This window comes from Caballeronia sp. AZ1_KS37 (genome assembly GCF_023631165.1).
Classification (GTDB): domain Bacteria; phylum Pseudomonadota; class Gammaproteobacteria; order Burkholderiales; family Burkholderiaceae; genus Caballeronia; species Caballeronia zhejiangensis.
Map to the genome: position 1 here is coordinate 245,568 of NZ_JALQDP010000034.1, position 18,673 is coordinate 264,240.

Genomic DNA, 18,673 nt, shown 5'->3' on the forward strand with positions numbered 1-18,673 from the left:
AAAGGTGCGCCTATATTGCCATTCCCCGACAGCGAAGAGGTCAGGCCGATGTCTGCCGCCGCGCCTTCCACCAGTCGAGAATGCGCCGCGCGATGAGCGCGAACGGCGGATTGGCGAACAGCACCGCCGCGCTCAACGCGATGCATCCGCACACGAGAAACGTGCCGCGATAGCCGAGCGCGGCCACGAGCGCGCCGGACAGAACGCCCGACAGGATCGATCCGACGCGCGACGCGTTGAAGAAAAGCGCCGTCGCCGATCCGGGGCTTTGCGGCATCAGATCCTGCATGTACGTCATGCCGAGGCACGACGTCACCGAGACGACGAAGGCGTTGAAGGCTTGCATCGGAATGAGGAAGTGGACGTTGGGCGACGCCGCCACTGCAATGAAATAAATCAGATGCACGACGGCGCACGACGCGAGCCATCGCTGCTTGTCGAGACGCGAAGCACGCGCGCCGAGCGCGAGCATCATCGGAATTTCGAGGAATGCGCCGAGGCCCAGCATGATCGATACGTCGATGCGCGTGCCGTGCATGCCGTGCACGACGTAGAGCGGCAGGACGATCATCGTAGCGCTCGCGGCGAGCCCGATGAGCGTCATCGCGACGGTCGCGCGCCAGATCTCGGCGCGAGAGTGCGACGCGCCGGGGTGCGGCGGGACGAGCTCCTCGGTGTCGGGCGCGGTGACTTCGAGCAGCGATGTCGGGTCGCCGGCGTAGTGCGCCGGTGCGCTGTGCGGGTCGCCCCTGGGCGAGCCGTGCATGCGCCAGACGATCGCGCCGCACGCGACGAAACAGGCCGCCGCGAACAGAAACAGGCCGTAGAAGCCGGCGCCGGCGAGCACCAGCGCGCCGACGGAGGGTCCGAAGACCCACGCCATCGAAAGAACGGTTCGCAAGGTGGCGAGCGCGAGGGACCGCTCGGCTTCGTCGTCGACGGGCAACGCGGCGCGCGCGAACGAGAACACGAGCGACATCGCGGAGCCGCCTGCGCCGAGAAACAGGATGCCGATCACGACCAGCGCGGTGTAGTTGCGCACGACGCACATCAACAGAAAACCGAGCGATGAAGCAATGAGCGCCGCGAGCAGCAATTCCCGATGATGGCCGTGCCTGTCGGACCATTTTCCGGCAAACGCGCTGGCCACGACGCCGCTCGCGGCGATGACCGTCATGAAGACGCCGAGCTTCAAGGGGCTCATATCCGCCTGTTCGACGCTGAACAGCGACAGATACGGCGCGGTGAACGACATCGCGACGCCGAGCATCAGGGTCGCGCTGGAGAGCGGCAGGAAGAACGGGATGCGGGTGAGACCGAGCAGGCGTGTGTTCATCGGGACGTGGGTCGGCTTGGAGACTCGGGCCGAAAAGGCAGGTCGTGCTTTGAGCGCAAGCGGCGTACCGCTTTGAATGCGGCAACGCGCGGAACTTGCGCAGTTTGCCATCGTTGTCGGAGGATGCGTGTAGCGATTAGTTAATCGCGATTGACATAATGCAAATTAGCGCAGGAATGGATGCCGAGGCTCAATTGAAATGTCGTACTTGGAATTGCGACAGCTAGCGAATCGTCTATCCGTACGTGCCGCGGGGCGCCCGGTCGAAGCCGACCGTGCGCGCTTCGGACGGCATTGGCAACGGCCGCGTTCAATGTTCGCTCTTGGTCGACTCCTTGCTGCGTTCCGCCGACTTTGCCCCGTTCTTCTTGCTCGCTGGACCGGACTTGTTTTGTTTCGGCTTCGCTTCGCCCTCGACCTTGGCGAACGTGATCGCGTCCTTGTCCTTGTCGTAGCTCACGTCTACCGTGTCGCCCGGAGCGAGTTTGCCGCCGAGAATCTCCTTCGCGAGCCGGGTCTCCAGTTGCTGGCGGATCTGGCGTTTCAGTTCGCGTGCGCCGAATTCGGGCCGATAACCCACATCGGCAAGATGATCGATGACCGAGTCCTGCACCCTGAGCGTGATGTCCTGAGCCGCCGCCGTGCGCGCGACGCGGTCCAGCTGTATCTGCACGATCGAGCGGATGTTCTCGCGCGAAAGCCCGTGGAACACGATGATTTCGTCGATGCGATTCAGGAACTCGGGGCGAAAGTGGCCTTTCAGCACGTCCATGAGCTTCTCGCGCATGGCTGCCTCGGTGTCGCGGTCCTTCTCGGTTCTCTCGAGGTTGTCCATGATGATGGACGCGCCAAGATTGCTGGTCGAAATGATGACGGTGTTGCTGAAGTCGACGACGCGGCCCTTGCCATCGGTGAGGCGGCCATCGTCGAATACTTGCAGCAGCACATTGTTCACATCGGGATGCGCCTTCTCGATTTCGTCGAGCAAGATCACGCAGTAGGGACGGCGGCGCACGCGTTCGGTCAGCTGTCCCCCTTCGTCATAGCCGACGTATCCCGGCGGCGCGCCGATCAGCCGCGCGACTGCGTGGCGCTCCATGTACTCGGACATGTCGATGCGGATCACCGCCTGCTCGTCACCGAACACGGTCTCCGCTAGCGCCTTCGCAAGCTCGGTCTTGCCGACGCCCGTCGGTCCGAGGAACAGGAACGTCGCGATGGGCCGGTGCGCTTGCCCCATGCCCGCGCGTGACAGCCGCACCGCATCGCTCACCGCGACCACGGCTTCGTCCTGACCGATCACGCGTTCGCGCAGCTTGCTCTCCATCTCGAGCAGTCTTTCGCGTTCTTCCTGCGTGAGTTCGGTGACCGGAATGCCGGTGAGACGCGAGACCACTTCCGCGACCGCTGCAACCGTCACTTCGAGCGTCTCCGATCCGGTCTTGCGCTGCCATGCCTCGGTCAGGTCGTCGAGCTTCGTCTGCTTCTCGTTGATGCGTTCCTCGAAGTTCTTCGCTTCATCGAAACGCTTGCGCGACGAGGCATAGGCCTGCTCGCGCTTCGACTGGGCGATTTCCGCTTCCAGCTCCTGCATTTCGGGCGGGCGCGACTTCGAGCCGATTCGCACGCGCGCCGCAGCCTGATCGATGAGATCGATAGCCTTGTCGGGCAAATAGCGCGATGTGATGTAGCGGTCCGACAACTCCGCTGCCGCGACGAACGCTTCATCGGCGAAAGTGACCTGATGGTGCGCTTCGAGTTTGTCGCGCAAGCCGCGCAAAATGACGATGGTTTGCTCGACCGTCGGCTCCGGCACGAGCACCGGCTGAAAGCGCCGCTCGAGCGCCGCATCCTTCTCGATGTGCTTCTGGTATTCGTTGAGTGTCGTCGCGCCGATCAAACTCAGCTCGCCGCGCGCGAGCGCCGGCTTCAGCACGTTCGCGATGTCGAGTCCGCCCTCGCCGCCGCCCTGACCCGCGCCGACTATCGTGTGCAACTCGTCGATGAACACGATGAGTTCATCCTGCTTCGAAGTGATCTCGTCGATCACCTGCTTTGCGCGCTCTTCGAATTCGCCGCGATACTTCGCGCCCGCGACCATCGAATTGATGTTGATCTCGATGAGCCGCTTGTTGCGCAAGTCTTCGGGCACGTCGTCGTTCACGATGCGCTGTGCCAGCCCTTCGACGATCGCAGTCTTGCCCACACCCGGCTCGCCGATCAACACAGGATTATTCTTCTTGCGCCTCGCGAGCACCTCGATGGTACTTTCGATTTCCTGTGCGCGTCCGAGCACCGGGTCGAGTTTGCCTGCGCGCGCCATCGCGGTGAGATCGCGGCCGAACTTGTCGAGCGTCGGCGTGCCGGTCGGCGTATCGACGCGGCCGTCTTCCGCACCCTTGCCCACGACCTTCACCACTTTCTGGCGAAGCGCCTCGGGCGTGACGCCGTACTTTCTGAGGAGCCCCCCGGCGATGCTGTCGGTCACGGACGCAAGCCCTATCAGCACATGCTCGGGACCGACATAGGAATGCCCGAGTTCTCGCGAGGCCTGGAACGCGTACTGAAAAGCCTTCTTCAAGCGCGGCGAAATCGTCATCTTTTCGACCGGCGTATCGGGCGCGGCTTTGCCCTTTTGCGCGTGCTCGTCGATATAGCGGCGGATGTCGTCGGCAGAAAGCTTCAACTCCTTGAAGAGCGCCTGCACGACGTCCATGTCGGCCAGCACGTAAAGCACCTGCTCGGTGTCGAGTTCCGTCTTCTGCAATTCGTGCGCCTTTTCGGCGGCGCGTTGCAGAAGTTCCATCGTCTGCTCGCTGAAGGCATCGGTCACGTCGACGGACTCGCGCGGCACCGAAGCGACGATATCGTCCTCGTCTTCCTCGCCAGTGCCGTCCGTGTCACCCATCAGACGCGACAGACCTCCGCCGCCCAGTAAGGAATCGAAAGGATTCAGCATGGTTTGATGCCGCATCAACTGGCGATAGTCGTACTCGCAAATCGACATCGATTTGCGGCGGCCGTTCTGCACGACGGTTACCTGCGCAACCGCCGGACGGGCATGACAAATCTCGCAAAGGGCTGGCATATCAATCGTCTCCGGTTGGGGCGATTCGATACCTATGGCGCACAGCGCTGAGTTCTTTCGAACCGCCGGGTGTCGAGGGTCATCTCCTGACAAGTCTCTTTCGAATGTGTTCCTCCGTGCGGCGTGTCGGCTAATTCGCCGGCCGCGATGAAACGGATGCCTGACTCATCGCTAACGTTCATCGTGAGTGAGCGGTGTATCGGACAGCATTCGACGTTCCGTTAAATGCCTGCTCTCTTGCACCGATCTTCTTTTCGCGTTGAATCATCGCGACCACGGGCAACGGGTGGCCGGTGGCTCTGCATCGGTGTCCACGCCAGGGGAAGCATCTCCGTGTGCTACGCGATGTGAGCGGTTCGCGAAACGGCTCGTCTCCGCGGCTGATCCGCGGCCCGTCACCAGATCGGTGCGCTTCGTCGTCCTGGACACGTGCTCATGACGAGGCATCACCGATGCTGCCTACGCGCGCGCGTCAACTGACCGAATGGCGACCCTTCCGGTTCGCGAACCTAGCCGCTGTTGCAACATCTGCAGCCAAGTGCAAGTTCTCCGCGATTACGCTATTACACGTCGCGCGCCACGCATCGATTAGATAGCCGTACCAATCGCACCGAATCTCGATGCTCATCCGCGAGCCGACTCTGTCGACATGAATCGGGCACGCCGATAGCTGCCGATTTCATCGCGCACCGTCACGAATAATGCGCGTCGTTGGCACTCACTGTTTAGGATGGCGATAGATTGTCCGGATTCAACCAGCAATAGCAGAAGCTGTCTGCAAGGTGCCGGTCTGCATGAGAGGGGACGTCCCGCAGGGATGGGCTCGAGCGTCGCGAGCATGTCTGAGCACTCGCGTTGCACGAATCCGCAGGCGGGCCGCACTGGAGAACCAACCTATGCGAATCGCACAAATCGCACCGTTGCACGAAGCGGTTCCCCCGAAGTTATACGGCGGCACTGAGCGCGTGGTGTCGTATCTGACAGATGCACTCGTCGACCTCGGCCACGATGTGACCTTGTTCGCAAGCGGCGATTCGCAGACCCGCGCGAGGCTCGAACCAGCCTGGCCGCGCGCCCTGCGGCTCGATCCGGGCATCCGCGATTCGCTTGCCCCGCACATGCTGCTGCTCGAAACCGTTCGCCGCCGCGCGCATGAGTTCGACGTCTTGCACTTCCATCTCGAGTACCTGCCGTTCCCGCTGTTCTCTCAAAGCGATACGCCGTTCGTCACGACGCTGCACGGCCGTCTCGATCTGCCCGAGCTGCGCGCGATCTTCGCGACGTTCACGCACGCGAACATCATCTCGATCTCGGACGACCAGCGTAGCCCCTTGCCTCGCGCAAACTGGCTGAAGACGGTGTATCACGGCTTGCCGGACGGCCTGCTCACGCCGCAGCCGCACAAGAAGCCGGAATATCTGGCGTTCCTCGGCCGCATCAGCCCGCAAAAGCGTGCCGATCTCGCCATCGAGATCGCGGCGCGAAGCGGCTTGCCGCTGAAGATTGCGGCGAAGGTCGACAAGGCTGATGAGAAGTATTTCGCGTCGACTGTCGAGCCGCTGCTTTCGCAGGCGCACGTCGAATTCATCGGTGAAATCAGCGAAACGCGGAAGCCGGATTTTCTGTCGGGTGCGAAGGCGCTACTGTTTCCGATCGACTGGAACGAGCCGTTCGGCCTGGTGATGATCGAATCGATGGCGTGCGGGACGCCGGTGATTGCGTTCAAGCGCGGAGCGGTGCCCGAGGTGATCGATCATGGCGTGACCGGTTTCATCTGCGAAGACGTGCAAGACGCGGTCGGCGCACTGCATCGGATCGACGAGCTGTCGCGCGCCCGCGTCCGCGCGCAATTCGAGCGCCGCTTCAGCGCCAGCAGGATGGCGCAGAATTATGTCGATGCCTATACGTCGATGCTGCACGCCGCCAAGCGCCCCGTGCCGCGTTGGGAATCGCCGAGGTGCGCGATGGACGGAAGACGAAACCATTGGAATGCCCACCGTAAGCGAAGCGACGCACTGACTTGCGAAACCATCGACGACAACGAGCCTGTGCCGCAACGAAAGTTTCAACGCGCTCGCTTCGGCGGTCCGAACATCGGCAGCGACAATCGTTGGACCTTCGCCCTTGCCATTCTGCGAGGCCTAGGCAGCTTGGCCACCCTAGGCTGGGCTTTGGGCACGGTTGTAGCCGTGGCCGTCACGAAGCTGCGCACGCGCGGTGATCACGCGCTTCGTCTGGAGTCGTCAGCGCTCCGATGACTGATTGCCGGCGTGTTCCCTGCAGTTCAGCCAACGTGGACTGCCGCGTTGAAGATCAGCGCCATCACCAGGCCAACCACAGCCACGATGGATTGAACCACCGAGATCGTTTTGGTGGCTTCGCCCATCGTCATGCCGAACGATTCCTTCACCATCCAGAAGCCGGCGTGGTTCGCATAGTTGAAGAACAGCGAACCGCAGCCGATGGACAAGGCCAGCAAAGGCAGGTTAAGGCTCGGATCGGCGCCGGCCAGCGGAGCCAGCAGACCCGCCGCGCCGACGATTCCCACCGTTGCCGATCCGGTGGACACGGACAGCAACATCGCGATCAGCCATCCGAGGATCAGCGGGGGAAAAGCGAAGTGCTGCGTCAGATGCACGATCGCCTCACCCACCTTCGCACTGGTCAGCATTTCCTGAAAAGCGCCGCCGCCGGCGATGATCATGATGATGGAAGCAATCGGCTTGAGGCTGTTGCCGAGCGCGTGACGCAGCTTTTCGGCATCGCCGCCCCGGGCGAGGACCAGCGCCGCAACTGCGAACAGTACGCCCAGCAGCATGGCTATCAGCGGATTGCCGAGGAAGCTGGCAACGTGCAGCATCGGTGCGTTCTTCGGCAACACCATCTCCGCCACCGCATGAACCAGCATCAGGATGGCGGGCAACAGGGCCGCCAGCACGCCGAGACCGACCCCGGCGCGGTGGCCATTGTCGGACTGTTCGACGACGGTGAACTGGTCCAGCAAGGCCTGATCGGGCCTGGTGCTCATGCGCGGCGAGATGAACGCGCCATAGAGCGGGCCGCCCAGAATCATCGCGGGAATGGCCGCCAGAAAGCCGTACAGCATGGTCGGCCCCACCGAAGTCTTGAGCGTGGCGATAGCCGTCAAAGGACCCGGATGGGGCGGCACCATGCCGTGCATCGCGGCAAGAGCCGAAATCACGGGCACGCCGACGTACACATAGGCCGAGCCCTTGAACCGGGCATGGCTTTCCAGCTTGCGCGCCACGCTGAAAATCAAGGGAAGCATGACGACCAGCCCCACTTCGAAGAACATCGGAATGCCGACCACGAAAGCCACGAGGGTCATCGCCCAGGGAATCATACGGTCGGAGGCGCGCCTCAGAATGGCCTCGGCAATCTGCTCGGTAATGCCCGCATCCGCGAGGATTTTGCCGAGCATCGCACCCAGCGCGATGACGACGCCCACCGCGCCCAACGTCTTGCCCGCGCCGTTGGTCAGATGCTTGACGATGCTTCCCGGCTCCATGCCGGTTGCGAACCCTACGCCGATTGAAACGACGAGCAAAGCGAGAAGCGGATGCATCTTGACGCGCGACACGATGAGCGCGACAAGCAGCACCACGCTGATCAGCGCGGTCAGCAACAAATCGATATCTAGACTGGTCATGGAATGAATCTTAGGTTTGGAATGGTTTGCCGAGCGTGCTCGTCAATCGATCGTGCTCGGAAAGGGAAGCATGGTCGCGTCGGCTTCAGGCGAACGGCCCTGAACCGGTTGCGCATGCCGTCTCCCAATCGCGGTTCTTTGGCTAGCGGATCTCCGCCTGATAGATGAATTCGCTGGCGGGTCCGCGCGAACGGCGCCACTCGAGCGGCTGCCGATCGTAGCCGAAGGCGAGACGCTCGATGACCACGGCAGGCGTCCCCGGCTCGATGTTCAAAAGCTTCGCGTGTCGCGAGCCGATGGCTTCGACGGTAAGGGTTTCCGTGGCGGATGCCACGATCTGATTGCACTGCGTCTCGTAGACCGGGTAAAGGAGGTCGCCGATCTCGCCCACGTCCATCTTCGCAAACGCCGCAAAACGTGCGTAGGGCAACCAGATCTCTTCGGCGAGCATCGGAACGCCGTCGATCAGCCGCACGCGCGACATCTGGATCACGCGCGCCGTGCTCGATATCTGCAGTCTCGCGGCTACCGCCGATGGCGCATCGACCACGTCCCGGCGCAGTATGCGACTCTCCGGAATGCGCCGTTCGCCTTGCCGTGTTTGAAAGCGGAAGAAGCGAAACAGGGAGCCGTCGAAGTTCGCGCGCCGTACAAAGGTCCCTCTTCCCTGAAAGCGCTCGAGCATGCCTTCCGCGACGAGCAGATCGACGGCCTTTCGCACTGTGCCGACAGCAAGGCCGTAGCTTTGAGAAAGCGCCTGCTCGGTCGGGATCGCTTCGCCCGGGCGCCATTCACGAGCCGCGATCAGGGCAACCATTTCATCCCGCAGGCGCTGATAACGGGGTAAGCGGCCATCGGCCTGCATGATCGTCTCCATCGAATTCATATATATGATTACATGTTTTCTCTCCGAATGGATCGGGGATAACCCTGCCGGATCATGACGCGACCGTCGCCCGTCGGCTTGAAAGACGCGAGGTTTGGCGTAGTGATGCTCGCGGTCAAGGTGTGGGCGGCGTGCCCTCGCCCGCCTGATTCGCCAGTCCCGCGCGCTTCACATCGAACGCGAGCCGCTTGTTCTCCGCGTCGTAGTGGCACTTCACTTGTGCGCCCTCGGTAACGTCGCCCTTGAGCATTTCCTTCGCCAACTGGTTTTCGATCGACTGCCTGATCTGCCGACGCAGTTCGCGCGCACCGAACTCGGGACGGTAGCCGACGTCCGCGAGATGATCGACGACGGATTCGTCGAACTCCAGCACGACGTCCTGGCTGTGCGCGAGGCGCTGCACCTGATCGAGCATCAGCCGAACGATCTGGCGCACCTCATCGCGGCCGAGCGAGGAAAACAGAATGATGTCGTCGATCCGGTTCAGGAACTCGGGCCTGAAATGCTGGCGCAGCACGCTCATCACGCCATTCTGAACCGATGCGTCCGCATCGCTCGCGTTGGTCGTGAATCCGAGCGTCGCGCGCTTCTGACCGGCGATCACGTCAGAGCCGAGATTGCTCGTCGCGATGATCAGCGTGTTGCTGAAATCGACCACGCGGCCTTTGCCGTCGGTCAGGCGCCCGTCGTCGAAGACTTGCAGAAGCACGTTGTACACATCGGGATGCGCCTTTTCGATCTCGTCGAGCAGGATCACGCTATAAGGCCGACGCCGCACGCGCTCCGTCAACTGCCCGCCTTCGTCATAGCCGACATAACCCGGCGGCGAGCCGATGAGCCGCGACACCGCGTGACGCTCCATGTATTCGCTCATGTCGACGCGCAGCATGGCGTCTTCATCGCCGAAGACGACTTCCGCCAGCGCTTTCGCAAGCTCCGTCTTGCCCACACCCGTCGGCCCGAGGAACAGGAACACGGCGATCGGCCGGTTGCGGCCCTGCAAGCCGGTACGTGCGCGCCGCACCGCGTCCGACACCGCAACGACCGCTTCTTGCTGCCCGATCACCCGCTTGTGCAGGCGCTCTTCCATCTGCAGCAGACGGGCACGCTCCTCCTCGGTCAGTTGAGTCACGGGAATGCCGGTGATCGTCGCGACGATCTCGGCGACGTGCGCGACCGTCACCGTCGACGTGTTCGTGCCGACGCGCTGCTTCCAGCTATCCGTGGCATCGCCGAGTTGCTTTTCCTTCTGCGCGATCTCGCTGTCCAAAGCATGCGCGCGGTCGAACTGCTTGCGCGATGCCGCATAGTCCTGTTCGCGTCGCAATTGCGCGAGCTCGGACTCCAGTTCGAGGATATCGGCGGGGCGCGATGTGGCCGACAGATTCACGCGCGCCGCGGCCTGATCGACGAGATCGATCGCCTTGTCAGGCAGAAAGCGCCCGGTGATATAGCGATCCGACAGTTCCGCCGCGCCGACGATCGCATCGTCCTGGATCGTGACCTTGTGGTGCGCTTCGAGCCGGTCGCGCAGTCCACGCAGGATATTGATGGTCTGCGCGACGGTCGGCTCCGCGACCAGCACCGGCTGAAAGCGCCGCTCGAGCGCCGCGTCCTTTTCGATGTGCTTCTGATACTCGGCAAGCGTGGTCGCCCCGATCATGTTCAGCTCGCCGCGCGCCATCGCCGGCTTGAACACGTTGGCGATATCCAGTCCGCCTTCGCCGCCGCCCTGCCCCGCGCCGACGATGGTATGCACTTCATCCACGAACAGCAGCAGCTTCTCGCGATTCGCGGTGATTTCATCGACGACCTGCTTCACGCGCTCCTCGAACTCGCCGCGATACTTCGCGCCCGCAACCAGCGAGTTGATGTTCAGCTCGACGAGGCGCTTGTCGCGGAGCGACTCGGGCACATCGCCGTTGACCATGCGCTGCGCGAGCCCTTCGACGACCGCGGTCTTGCCCACACCCGGCTCGCCGATCAGCACCGGATTGTTCTTGCGCCGGCGCGCGAGCACTTCGACCATGGTTTCGATTTCGCGCGCGCGTCCGATCACGGGGTCGAGATGCCCTTCACGTGCGAGCGCGGTGAGATCGCGGCTGAACTTGTCGAGATGCGGCGTGCGTGACGGCGGCCCGTCGCCGCGCGGCGGTCCGCCCGCGCCGACCGTCTGCGCGGTCTGCTGCCTGAGCGCCTGCTGATCGACACCGAGCTTGCCGAGCAATTGGCCCGCGAAGCTGTCGGGTACATCGGCAAGGCCGATCAGCAAATGCTCCGGCGCGACGTAGCTATGCCGCAGCTGACGCGATGCGAGAAAAGCGCGGTCGAGCGCGCTCTTCAGACGAGGCGACACGGCGATCATGCCGTCCGGCGGCGGGCTCGCGCGCTCGCGGCGTTGCGCGTTGGCGTCGATGAAGCCGCGGACTTCGGCCGCATCGATGCCGATGCTCTTGAGAATCGACTCGATGACGGCGTTGTTTGCAAGCTCGTAGAGCAGATGTTCCGTGTCGACCTGCGAGCAGCCGGATTGCACGGCGCGCTCGGCGGCGCGCATCAGCATCTCTTTCGCGCCGTCGCTGAAGTATCGGTCGATGTTCGCGCCTTCGTTTTCGTTGCGCCGCACACCGGCATCGCGCGGTTCTTGCTGTGCGGCACTTTCGGGCGCGGACGCCTCGCCGGGCGCGCCGCCCATGAACAGCGATTCGAGCGGCGAGAGCGCGCGCTGGTGCCGCGTGAGCTGCGCATAGTGAAAATCGCACACGTCGATGACGTGACGGCGGCCGTTGCGCAGCACCGCGAGGCGCACGGTCGCGGGCCGTGCGCCGCATACGTCGCACAAGTGAGCCATATTCGTCTCCTAGGTCGTGGCAGGGCACGCCGCCCCGGAGAGGAATTTGCTGCAACCGTTGTTCCTGCGCCCGGCGGAACGACGATTGCTATTCGCCCGTCTAGTTTTTCGCGAGGAACAGCTCAGCGACGACAGAGCGAAGCCAGCGGTTTCCCGCTTCGTCGTGATACTTCGCATGCCAATGCTGCCGCACCGCGAACTTCTCTACCGGGAACGGGCAAGAGTGAACCGCAAGGCCATTCACTTTTGCCAAGGTTTCTCCAATGTTTCGCGGCAGCGTCGCGATCAGGTCGGTTGATTTGACAATCGATCCAAGCCCAAGCATTCCCGGAAGCTCCAGCACGACATCACGTTCGATTCCATCGCGCAATAATGCCTGCTCGAGTAACTGCGCACCCGTGCCTGCGGCGATGATGACGTGCCCTTCGCTGCGGTATTGCTTCAGTGTCAGCTTCGCGCGGACGCGCGGATGGTCCGGGTTGGCGAGACACACCCAATCCTGCATATAGAGCTGTTGCTGATACATTCCGCCGCCGAGCCACGGAACATGACCGATCGCCAGATCGGCCTCGCCAGATTCGAGCGCGCGCTCGGTGTTGCCGTCGATCCGCGCCGCCTCCAGACGGATGCCCGGTGCCTTGGCGCGCACATAGGCCAGCATCCGCGGAAGCAAGGTGATATGACTCGCGTCGGTCATGCAGATGCGAAACCGTCGCTTCGCCGTGACCGGATCGAAAGAAATCTCCCACGACGAGAATCTGCGAAGCGACTCGAGGATTTCCCTGCACGGACCGATCAGCGCATCCGCCTGAGGCGTGGGCGTCATGCCGCCTGGCGTGCGAATGAAAAGGGGATCCTGCAGATGTTCGCGCAAGCGCGCGAGCCAGATGCTAACGGTCGGTTGGGCCTGTCCAAGCTGCTCCGCTGCACGCGTGACGCTGCGAACGTCATAGAGCAGATCGAAGAGCTGAAGCAGCTTGAGGTCGGGCAGATCGGGCGTGGTCATGCATCCATTGTAGAACGCAATGTCGCTCTCGCGACCATTGCATCAGAGATGACGCACACCGGACCTGACTTTGTTTGTCACGCTGCCGCGGACACCGCCGCGCGCAGACCAAGGGAATAGCTTTCGATACCGAACCCGCATATCTGCCCCTTGACGATTTCCGCGAACACCGAATGATGACGGAAAGCCTCGCGTGCATGGATGTTCGACATATGAATCTCCACGACGGGCACGGTCAGAATGGCGAGTGCATCGCGGATGCCGTAACTGTAATGCGTCCATGCGCCCGCATTGATGAGCACGCCATCGACCTTGTCGGCAAACGCCTGATGGATGCGTTCGCACATGTCGCCCTCGCTGTTGCTCTGATAGCTTTCGACCGTTACGCCGAGTTGATTCGCGAGCGCCTGCAATTTCTCATCGATGTCGGCGAGCGTGGCCGTGCCGTACTGAACGGGATCTCGCTTGCCGAACATGTTGTGGTTGACACCATGCAGCATAAGAAACGTTTTCATTCTTTCGTCCGAGTCTAATTGCAGACCGTTAATGTTCATTCCACCGATGTCTTCTCGACCGCTGCGCCTCTTTTCGCCGGATCAATCGAGCGGAACGGTCAGCCGCTCGATGAGCGCGCGCGTTTCTGGACGCACGCCCCGCCACCACGCGAACGCCTCCGCAGCCTGCTCGACCAGCATGCCCACGCCGTCAGCGATACTTTCCACCCCTGCATCGCGCGCCAGCCGCAAGAAAGGCGTGAGCCCCTTCCCGTAAGCGAGTTCATAGGCGCTTCCGCCGGCGCTGAAGACACTCGCTGGCACCGGCGGCAGTTGCCCGGTCAGGCTCGCGGATGTCGCGTTGATGACGAGGTCGAAGCGCCCCAGTGCCTCCAGGTCCGCATACCCGCACGCGGTGAGCGATCCGCCAGCAGTGTTCGATCGGGCGACCTGTTCGACAAGCGCACGCGCCTTGTCCACATGCCGGTTGGCGACGACGAGCTCGGCAGGCCGTGCCGCGACGAACGGCAGCAACGCGCCGCGCGCAGCGCCGCCCGCGCCGAGGATCAGGACGCGCTTGCCGACCATCGGCTGATGCAGGTTGACTTCGATGTCGCGCACGAGTCCGACGCCATCGAAGTTTTCGGCGATGATTCGGCCGCCCTCGAACTTCATCGCGTTGACCGCGCCCGAGAGCTGCGCTCGTTCGCTGCGCTCATCGGACATGGCGAATGCAGCGAGTTTGAACGGCGCGGTCACGTTCATGCCGCGGCCGCCCGCTGCAATGAAGCGCTTGACGCTATCGGAGAAGCCGCTGGCAGGTTCCACAGGCCCTTCGATGGCCTCATAGCTCATGTCCTGGCCGGTCTCTTGCGCGAAGAAGCCGTGGATGAACGGCGACTTCGTGTGCCCGATCGGATTGCCGATGACCGCGTATCGATCGCTCATCATGCCCCCGGCTTCGAGAACAGCACGCCGTCGGTCTGCATCGCATCGATCTCGGCCGCGCTGAAGCCCAGCGACCGCGCGACTTCCTCGTTGTGTTGCCCGAGATCGGGGCCGACCTCGCGAATCGACGTATCGCAGTCCGAGAAGCGAAACGGCAGGTTCGGCAGACGCAGCGTGCCCAGACGCGGATGCTCCTGTTCGATCACCATGCCGCGCGCGACGATCTGCGGATCGGCCACGACCTCGTCGATGCGTTGCACCTTCGCGCAGGGCACATCGACGCTGTCCAGCAGCGCGAGCACATCGGCGACGTTGCGTGCAGCGACCCACGGCGTCACGACCGCGAGAATGGCCTCGCGGTTCGCATTGCGCCCGTTCAGGCTGTGCAGGCGCGCATCGGTCGCGAAGCCCGCGGGGCCGCCATTTTGCTCGACGGCCGCGGCGAAGCGCTTCCACGATTCGTCGACCTGCGCGGCGATGACCAAATCGCCATCGCTTGCTCTGAACACGCCGTATAAGGTCGATGTCGGCATGTCATGGCCAGTCTGCTCGGGGACCACGCCCTGCATCGTGTAGCACTGGACGGCATATTCGTGCATCGAGAACAGCGTGTCGTACAGCGCCATGTCGATATGCTGGCCGCGTCCGCTCTTCACGCGGCCGAGCAAGGCAGCGTTGATCGCGGCCACCGCATGAATGCCGGTGTACATGTCGCCGAGCGAAATCCGCATGAGCGGCGGCGGCTCGCCCGGGTTGCCGATCATCTGCATGATGCCGCTCTTCGCTTCCGCGATCAGCCCAAAGCCTGCGCGATGCGCGTCCGGACCCGTGTGACCATACGCCGAGATGGAGCAATAGACGAGACCCGGATTGCGCTCGGAGAGCGCGGCATAGCCGAGGCCGAGCTTATCCAGCGCACCGGGGCGATAGTTCTCGATGAACACATCCGCCGAATCGCACAGGCGCTGCATGAACGCCTTGCCCCGCGGATCTTTCATGTCGACGCTCACGCCGCGCTTGCCCATGTTCAACTGGAGGAAGTAGGCGCTTTGCTGGTCGTCGAGGATCGTCGCGTGCTGGCGGCCTGCATCGCCGCTGCCGGGACGCTCGACTTTGATGACTTCGGCGCCGAGCGCGGCGAGACAGCGTCCGACATAGGGACCGGCGAGAAAGTGGCTGTAGTCGACGACGCGAAAGCCTTCGAGGGGACGGGCTTGCATCAGTAGGCTCCCGGACGGCGCGGGACCATCAGACGATGCTCGCCGCGTTGAACGACTTCGCCGTTCTGGTTGATCAGTTCGGACGGCAACACGACGATGCCCCAGCCCGGACGGCTCTTGCTCGCGCGCATGGACGTCACGCGAAACTTCACATGCAGCACGTCGTTGACCTTGATCGGCAGCACGAAGTCCCACGTCCAGCCGAGCGACATGCCCGGCAGGAAGCGATAGTCGCTCTGTGTCTTGAGGCCATCGGCGATCGACAGCCCGAACAGGCCATGCGCGACGATCGACCCGAAGTGGCTCGCGTTGGCATAGTCCTCGTCGACATGCACCGGCGTATGGTCGCCCGTGAGATCGGCGTAAGCGAGAATGCGTTCCTTCGTGACGGTGTAGGTCGGGCTGACGCACTCGTCGCCTTCCTGCGCATCGTCCCAGTATTTCTCGGTGATGTTGATGGTGCTCATGCTCACGCCTCCGCGCGTGGATTGATCGACAGCGCCTGCGCGACGCATGTGGCGGGTCTTGCCTGAATAAGTTCGATGGCGAGCCCGTCGGGCAGACGCAGCCAGTTGCGGCCCTGCGTCATCTCCGTGACGCCGAACGGCTGCGCGGCGGCGAGCGCGGCTTCGAGGTCCTCGCACATCACGCCCAGATGCGCGAGCCGGCCTTCGGGACCGTCGTAAGTCGGATCGCTGATGAACTGGAGTCCGCCGAGTGTCCAGTACTGACGCGGCTCGTCGCGCGGGCCGTCCACTTCGCGCATGGTCATGCCGAGCACTTCTTCGAAGAAGCGAATGTGCCAGTGGATATCCTTCACCCAGATCGCGACGTGTTCGAGATAGGCTTTGGTTGCGCTCATGCCGCGCGCTCCTCATTCTGGCGGTCGGTCATGCCACGCTCGATGCCTTTTATGCACGCCACGAGCGTCGAATTCACCGGCGTCGGCACGCCGAGCCGTTCGCCCCATCGCACGACCGCGCCGTTGATGAAGTCGATTTCGGTGACGGACGACTTCTCCAGGCTTTGCAGCATGGAGGTCTTGAACGCGGCCGGCAGTCCTTCGGCGGCCATGTTCCAGGCGTCTTCCGCACGCGTGATGGAAAGTTCGATGCCGGCCGCCTTCGCCGCGGCCATCGCTTCCTCGATGGCGGCAAGCGAGGTCGCCTTCAGCACCGGTTCGCTGTAAAGCTGCCCATACGTCAAACGCGTGATGCCTGTGATGGCACCGGTCGCGACGTTGATCAGCAGCTTGTCCCACATCGTGCCGAGGATGTTGTCGCTGACCGTGGTCGTGAGCCCCGCGCTGTCGAACGCTTCCGCCACGGCTTGGGCGCGAGGCGTCACGCGGCCGTCGAGTTCGCCGATGATGGTGATCTTTCCGGTCACGCCGGACTGGATGTGTCCCGGTGCGCGCAACACGCCACCGACGTAGGTCTTGCCCGCAAGCACGCGCTCGCGTCCGACGATATCGCTCAGCACGTCTTCGTGACCGAGGCCGTTCTGAAGGGACAGCACGAGCGTCTCGGGGCCGATGAGGTCGAGCGCGCCGCGCATCGCCGGATCGGTGTGGAAGGATTTGACCAGTACGATCACGACGTCCACCGGCCCGACGTCGGCGGGGTTCATCGTCGCGCGCACCTTGACGCGGCGCGTGCCGCGTTCGTCGTCGACTTGCAGGCCGTCGCGGGACATGGCCTCTACGTGCGCCGCGAACTTGTCGACGAGCCACGTCTCGTGACCCCCTTCGGTCAACGCGGCGCCGATGGCGCAGCCCAGCGCGCCCGCGCCCAGAAATGCGATCTTCATACATGTCTCCTCGAATGGAGACGAAGATACGATTCCGCGCACACTCTGGCAATGCAATGAATGCAATAGCGATATTGCCTATGGCAATTCAGATGTGGACTGAGCTATTCGGTAAGGGAAAGTACCAGGACGCTCGGTGCGGTTTTGTACCGGACGACGAGACGTCCGGCATATCGGACGCTTCAGCTGGGAATGATGCGAAGCGTCTTCAAACGATCGAATAGCGCAATGAAAGAGTCGGGCGTGCTTTGATAGTCGAGAAAGCCTGCCTTGCGGCTCTTGCTCATATCGGTGAGCACCTCCATCGGCCGCCCCAGATCGGCGTCCGTGTGCCACCAGGACGCGAGCTTGCCGATATCGGCTTCGGCAAGATCGTGGCGCGCGGCGATTTCACGCCACGCCTCGCCCGCATCCTGCATGCGATCTTCGAGCGGACGCATCGTGCCGTCGAATTCCACCGGCTCGATTCCGAAGTAATTCGCGACGAGCGACCACATCCACTTCCAGCGGAACACGTCGCCGTTGACCACGTTGAATGCTTCGTCGCGGGCGTTCGGTGACGTCGCCGCCCATTCCAGATGACGCGCCAGCAGGCGGGCATCCGTCATGTCGGTAAGGCCGTTCCATTGGGCTGCGGACCCGGGAAATATGAACGGCGCGCCGCTCGCCTTGCAGAGCGTGGCGTACACCGCGAGTGTCACGCCCATGTTCATCGCATTACCGACCGCGAAGCCGATGACCGTATGCGGACGATGAACGCTCCAGCCGAAACCGAACTGCCTGGCGGCGTCGAACAGTCGATCCTCCTGCTCGTAGTAGAAATTATCGACATCCTGCCGCCCCTGCTCCTCGCGAAACGGCGTCAGCGGCACGCTGCCCTTCGCATAGGCTTCGAACGGCCCCAGATAGTGCTTGAGCCCTGTGACGAGCGCAGCGTGCTTCAGCGTGCCGGAAGGTCCGAGCGCCTCGAGTACATGACGAACCATCGCGCCGTTGACGCGGATATTTTCCTGCTCCGTCGCCCGTCGCGACCATGCCGTGAAAAACACATGCGTGAATTGCTTCCCGCTCAACGCGCGCTGCACCGATTCGGCCGATGTGAGATCCGCCGTAATCGATTCGACACCGTCACGCAAGGCGGAACGTCCGCGCGAGAGTCCGGTGATGTGCCAGTCGCCGGATGCGAGCAGATGGTCGGCCAGATTGCCGCCGACGATGCCGGTGGCTCCAATGATGAGTGCTCTTTTGTCCATGATGTGAATGGTTCGCCTTTCCAGGTACGTGCGCAGTGACGCGCGTTATCGATCGACATAGGGTCGACCGAAAAGCCCTGGATTGGTTTCATGCCGATGAGAACGAGCGGCA

General features: G+C 62.8%; 13 protein-coding genes and 1 pseudogene. 1 reads left to right on the plus strand and 13 read right to left on the minus strand.

Annotated features, from left to right (window positions below; translation table 11 throughout):
* Nucleotides 1-40: 40 nt before the first annotated feature.
* Both NCS00_RS21745 and NCS00_RS21750 read right to left on the minus strand, forming a co-directional pair.
* Nucleotides 41-1,336: a sugar efflux transporter gene (locus tag NCS00_RS21745; RefSeq protein WP_175980829.1), complete on the minus strand. Its 1,296-nt coding sequence runs from the start codon at nucleotides 1,334-1,336 to the stop codon at nucleotides 41-43.
* Between the two features lie 310 nt (nucleotides 1,337-1,646).
* Nucleotides 1,647-4,424, minus strand: a complete 2,778-nt coding sequence (locus NCS00_RS21750) for an ATP-dependent Clp protease ATP-binding subunit (protein ID WP_250440959.1) — start codon at nucleotides 4,422-4,424, stop codon at nucleotides 1,647-1,649.
* 896 nt (nucleotides 4,425-5,320) lie between these two features.
* Between NCS00_RS21750 and NCS00_RS21755 the strand changes: the two are divergent.
* Nucleotides 5,321-6,367 (plus strand): annotated as a pseudogene (locus tag NCS00_RS21755) (glycosyltransferase family 4 protein); the annotation flags it as partial.
* A 341-nt stretch (nucleotides 6,368-6,708) separates the two neighbouring features.
* On the opposite strand, the gene NCS00_RS21760 reads toward NCS00_RS21755, so the two are convergent.
* The 11 genes from NCS00_RS21760 to NCS00_RS21810 all read right to left on the minus strand — a co-directional run bounded on the left by NCS00_RS21760 (nucleotide 6,709) and on the right by NCS00_RS21810 (nucleotide 18,561).
* Nucleotides 6,709-8,094 carry a GntP family permease gene (locus NCS00_RS21760; RefSeq protein WP_250440960.1) on the minus strand — a complete coding sequence of 462 codons (1,386 nt, stop codon included), beginning with the start codon at nucleotides 8,092-8,094 and terminating at the stop codon, nucleotides 6,709-6,711.
* Between the two features lie 142 nt (nucleotides 8,095-8,236).
* Nucleotides 8,237-8,959, minus strand: coding sequence for a GntR family transcriptional regulator (locus tag NCS00_RS21765; RefSeq protein ID WP_175980857.1), 723 nt, complete (start codon nucleotides 8,957-8,959; stop codon nucleotides 8,237-8,239).
* A 136-nt stretch (nucleotides 8,960-9,095) separates the two neighbouring features.
* On the minus strand, nucleotides 9,096-11,831 hold the full coding sequence (locus NCS00_RS21770) for an ATP-dependent Clp protease ATP-binding subunit (protein ID WP_034470945.1): 2,736 nt from the start codon (nucleotides 11,829-11,831) through the stop codon (nucleotides 9,096-9,098).
* 100 nt (nucleotides 11,832-11,931) lie between these two features.
* Nucleotides 11,932-12,837: a LysR family transcriptional regulator gene (locus NCS00_RS21775; protein ID WP_008348049.1), complete on the minus strand. Its 906-nt coding sequence runs from the start codon at nucleotides 12,835-12,837 to the stop codon at nucleotides 11,932-11,934.
* Between the two features lie 77 nt (nucleotides 12,838-12,914).
* Nucleotides 12,915-13,352, minus strand: a complete 438-nt coding sequence (gene aroQ / locus NCS00_RS21780) for a type II 3-dehydroquinate dehydratase (RefSeq protein WP_033536205.1) — start codon at nucleotides 13,350-13,352, stop codon at nucleotides 12,915-12,917.
* A gap of 81 nt (nucleotides 13,353-13,433) precedes the next feature.
* Nucleotides 13,434-14,279 carry a shikimate dehydrogenase gene (aroE, locus tag NCS00_RS21785; RefSeq protein WP_250441074.1) on the minus strand — a complete coding sequence of 282 codons (846 nt, stop codon included), beginning with the start codon at nucleotides 14,277-14,279 and terminating at the stop codon, nucleotides 13,434-13,436.
* Nucleotides 14,279-15,499: a CaiB/BaiF CoA transferase family protein gene (locus NCS00_RS21790; protein WP_250440961.1), complete on the minus strand. Its 1,221-nt coding sequence runs from the start codon at nucleotides 15,497-15,499 to the stop codon at nucleotides 14,279-14,281. Before NCS00_RS21790 ends, aroE begins: the two co-directional genes overlap by 1 nt.
* Complete coding sequence (locus NCS00_RS21795) at nucleotides 15,499-15,966, minus strand: MaoC family dehydratase (protein ID WP_250436525.1); 468 nt, start codon at nucleotides 15,964-15,966, stop codon at nucleotides 15,499-15,501. Before NCS00_RS21795 ends, NCS00_RS21790 begins: the two co-directional genes overlap by 1 nt.
* 2 nt (nucleotides 15,967-15,968) lie before the next feature.
* Nucleotides 15,969-16,361: a VOC family protein gene (locus NCS00_RS21800; protein WP_250440962.1), complete on the minus strand. Its 393-nt coding sequence runs from the start codon at nucleotides 16,359-16,361 to the stop codon at nucleotides 15,969-15,971.
* Nucleotides 16,358-17,308: a ketopantoate reductase family protein gene (locus tag NCS00_RS21805; protein WP_250440963.1), complete on the minus strand. Its 951-nt coding sequence runs from the start codon at nucleotides 17,306-17,308 to the stop codon at nucleotides 16,358-16,360. Before NCS00_RS21805 ends, NCS00_RS21800 begins: the two co-directional genes overlap by 4 nt.
* A gap of 182 nt (nucleotides 17,309-17,490) precedes the next feature.
* The gene (locus NCS00_RS21810; protein ID WP_250440964.1) at nucleotides 17,491-18,561 is read right to left on the minus strand and encodes an SDR family oxidoreductase; all 1,071 of its coding nucleotides are present in this window, start codon (nucleotides 18,559-18,561) and stop codon (nucleotides 17,491-17,493) included.
* Nucleotides 18,562-18,673: the final 112 nt, after the last annotated feature.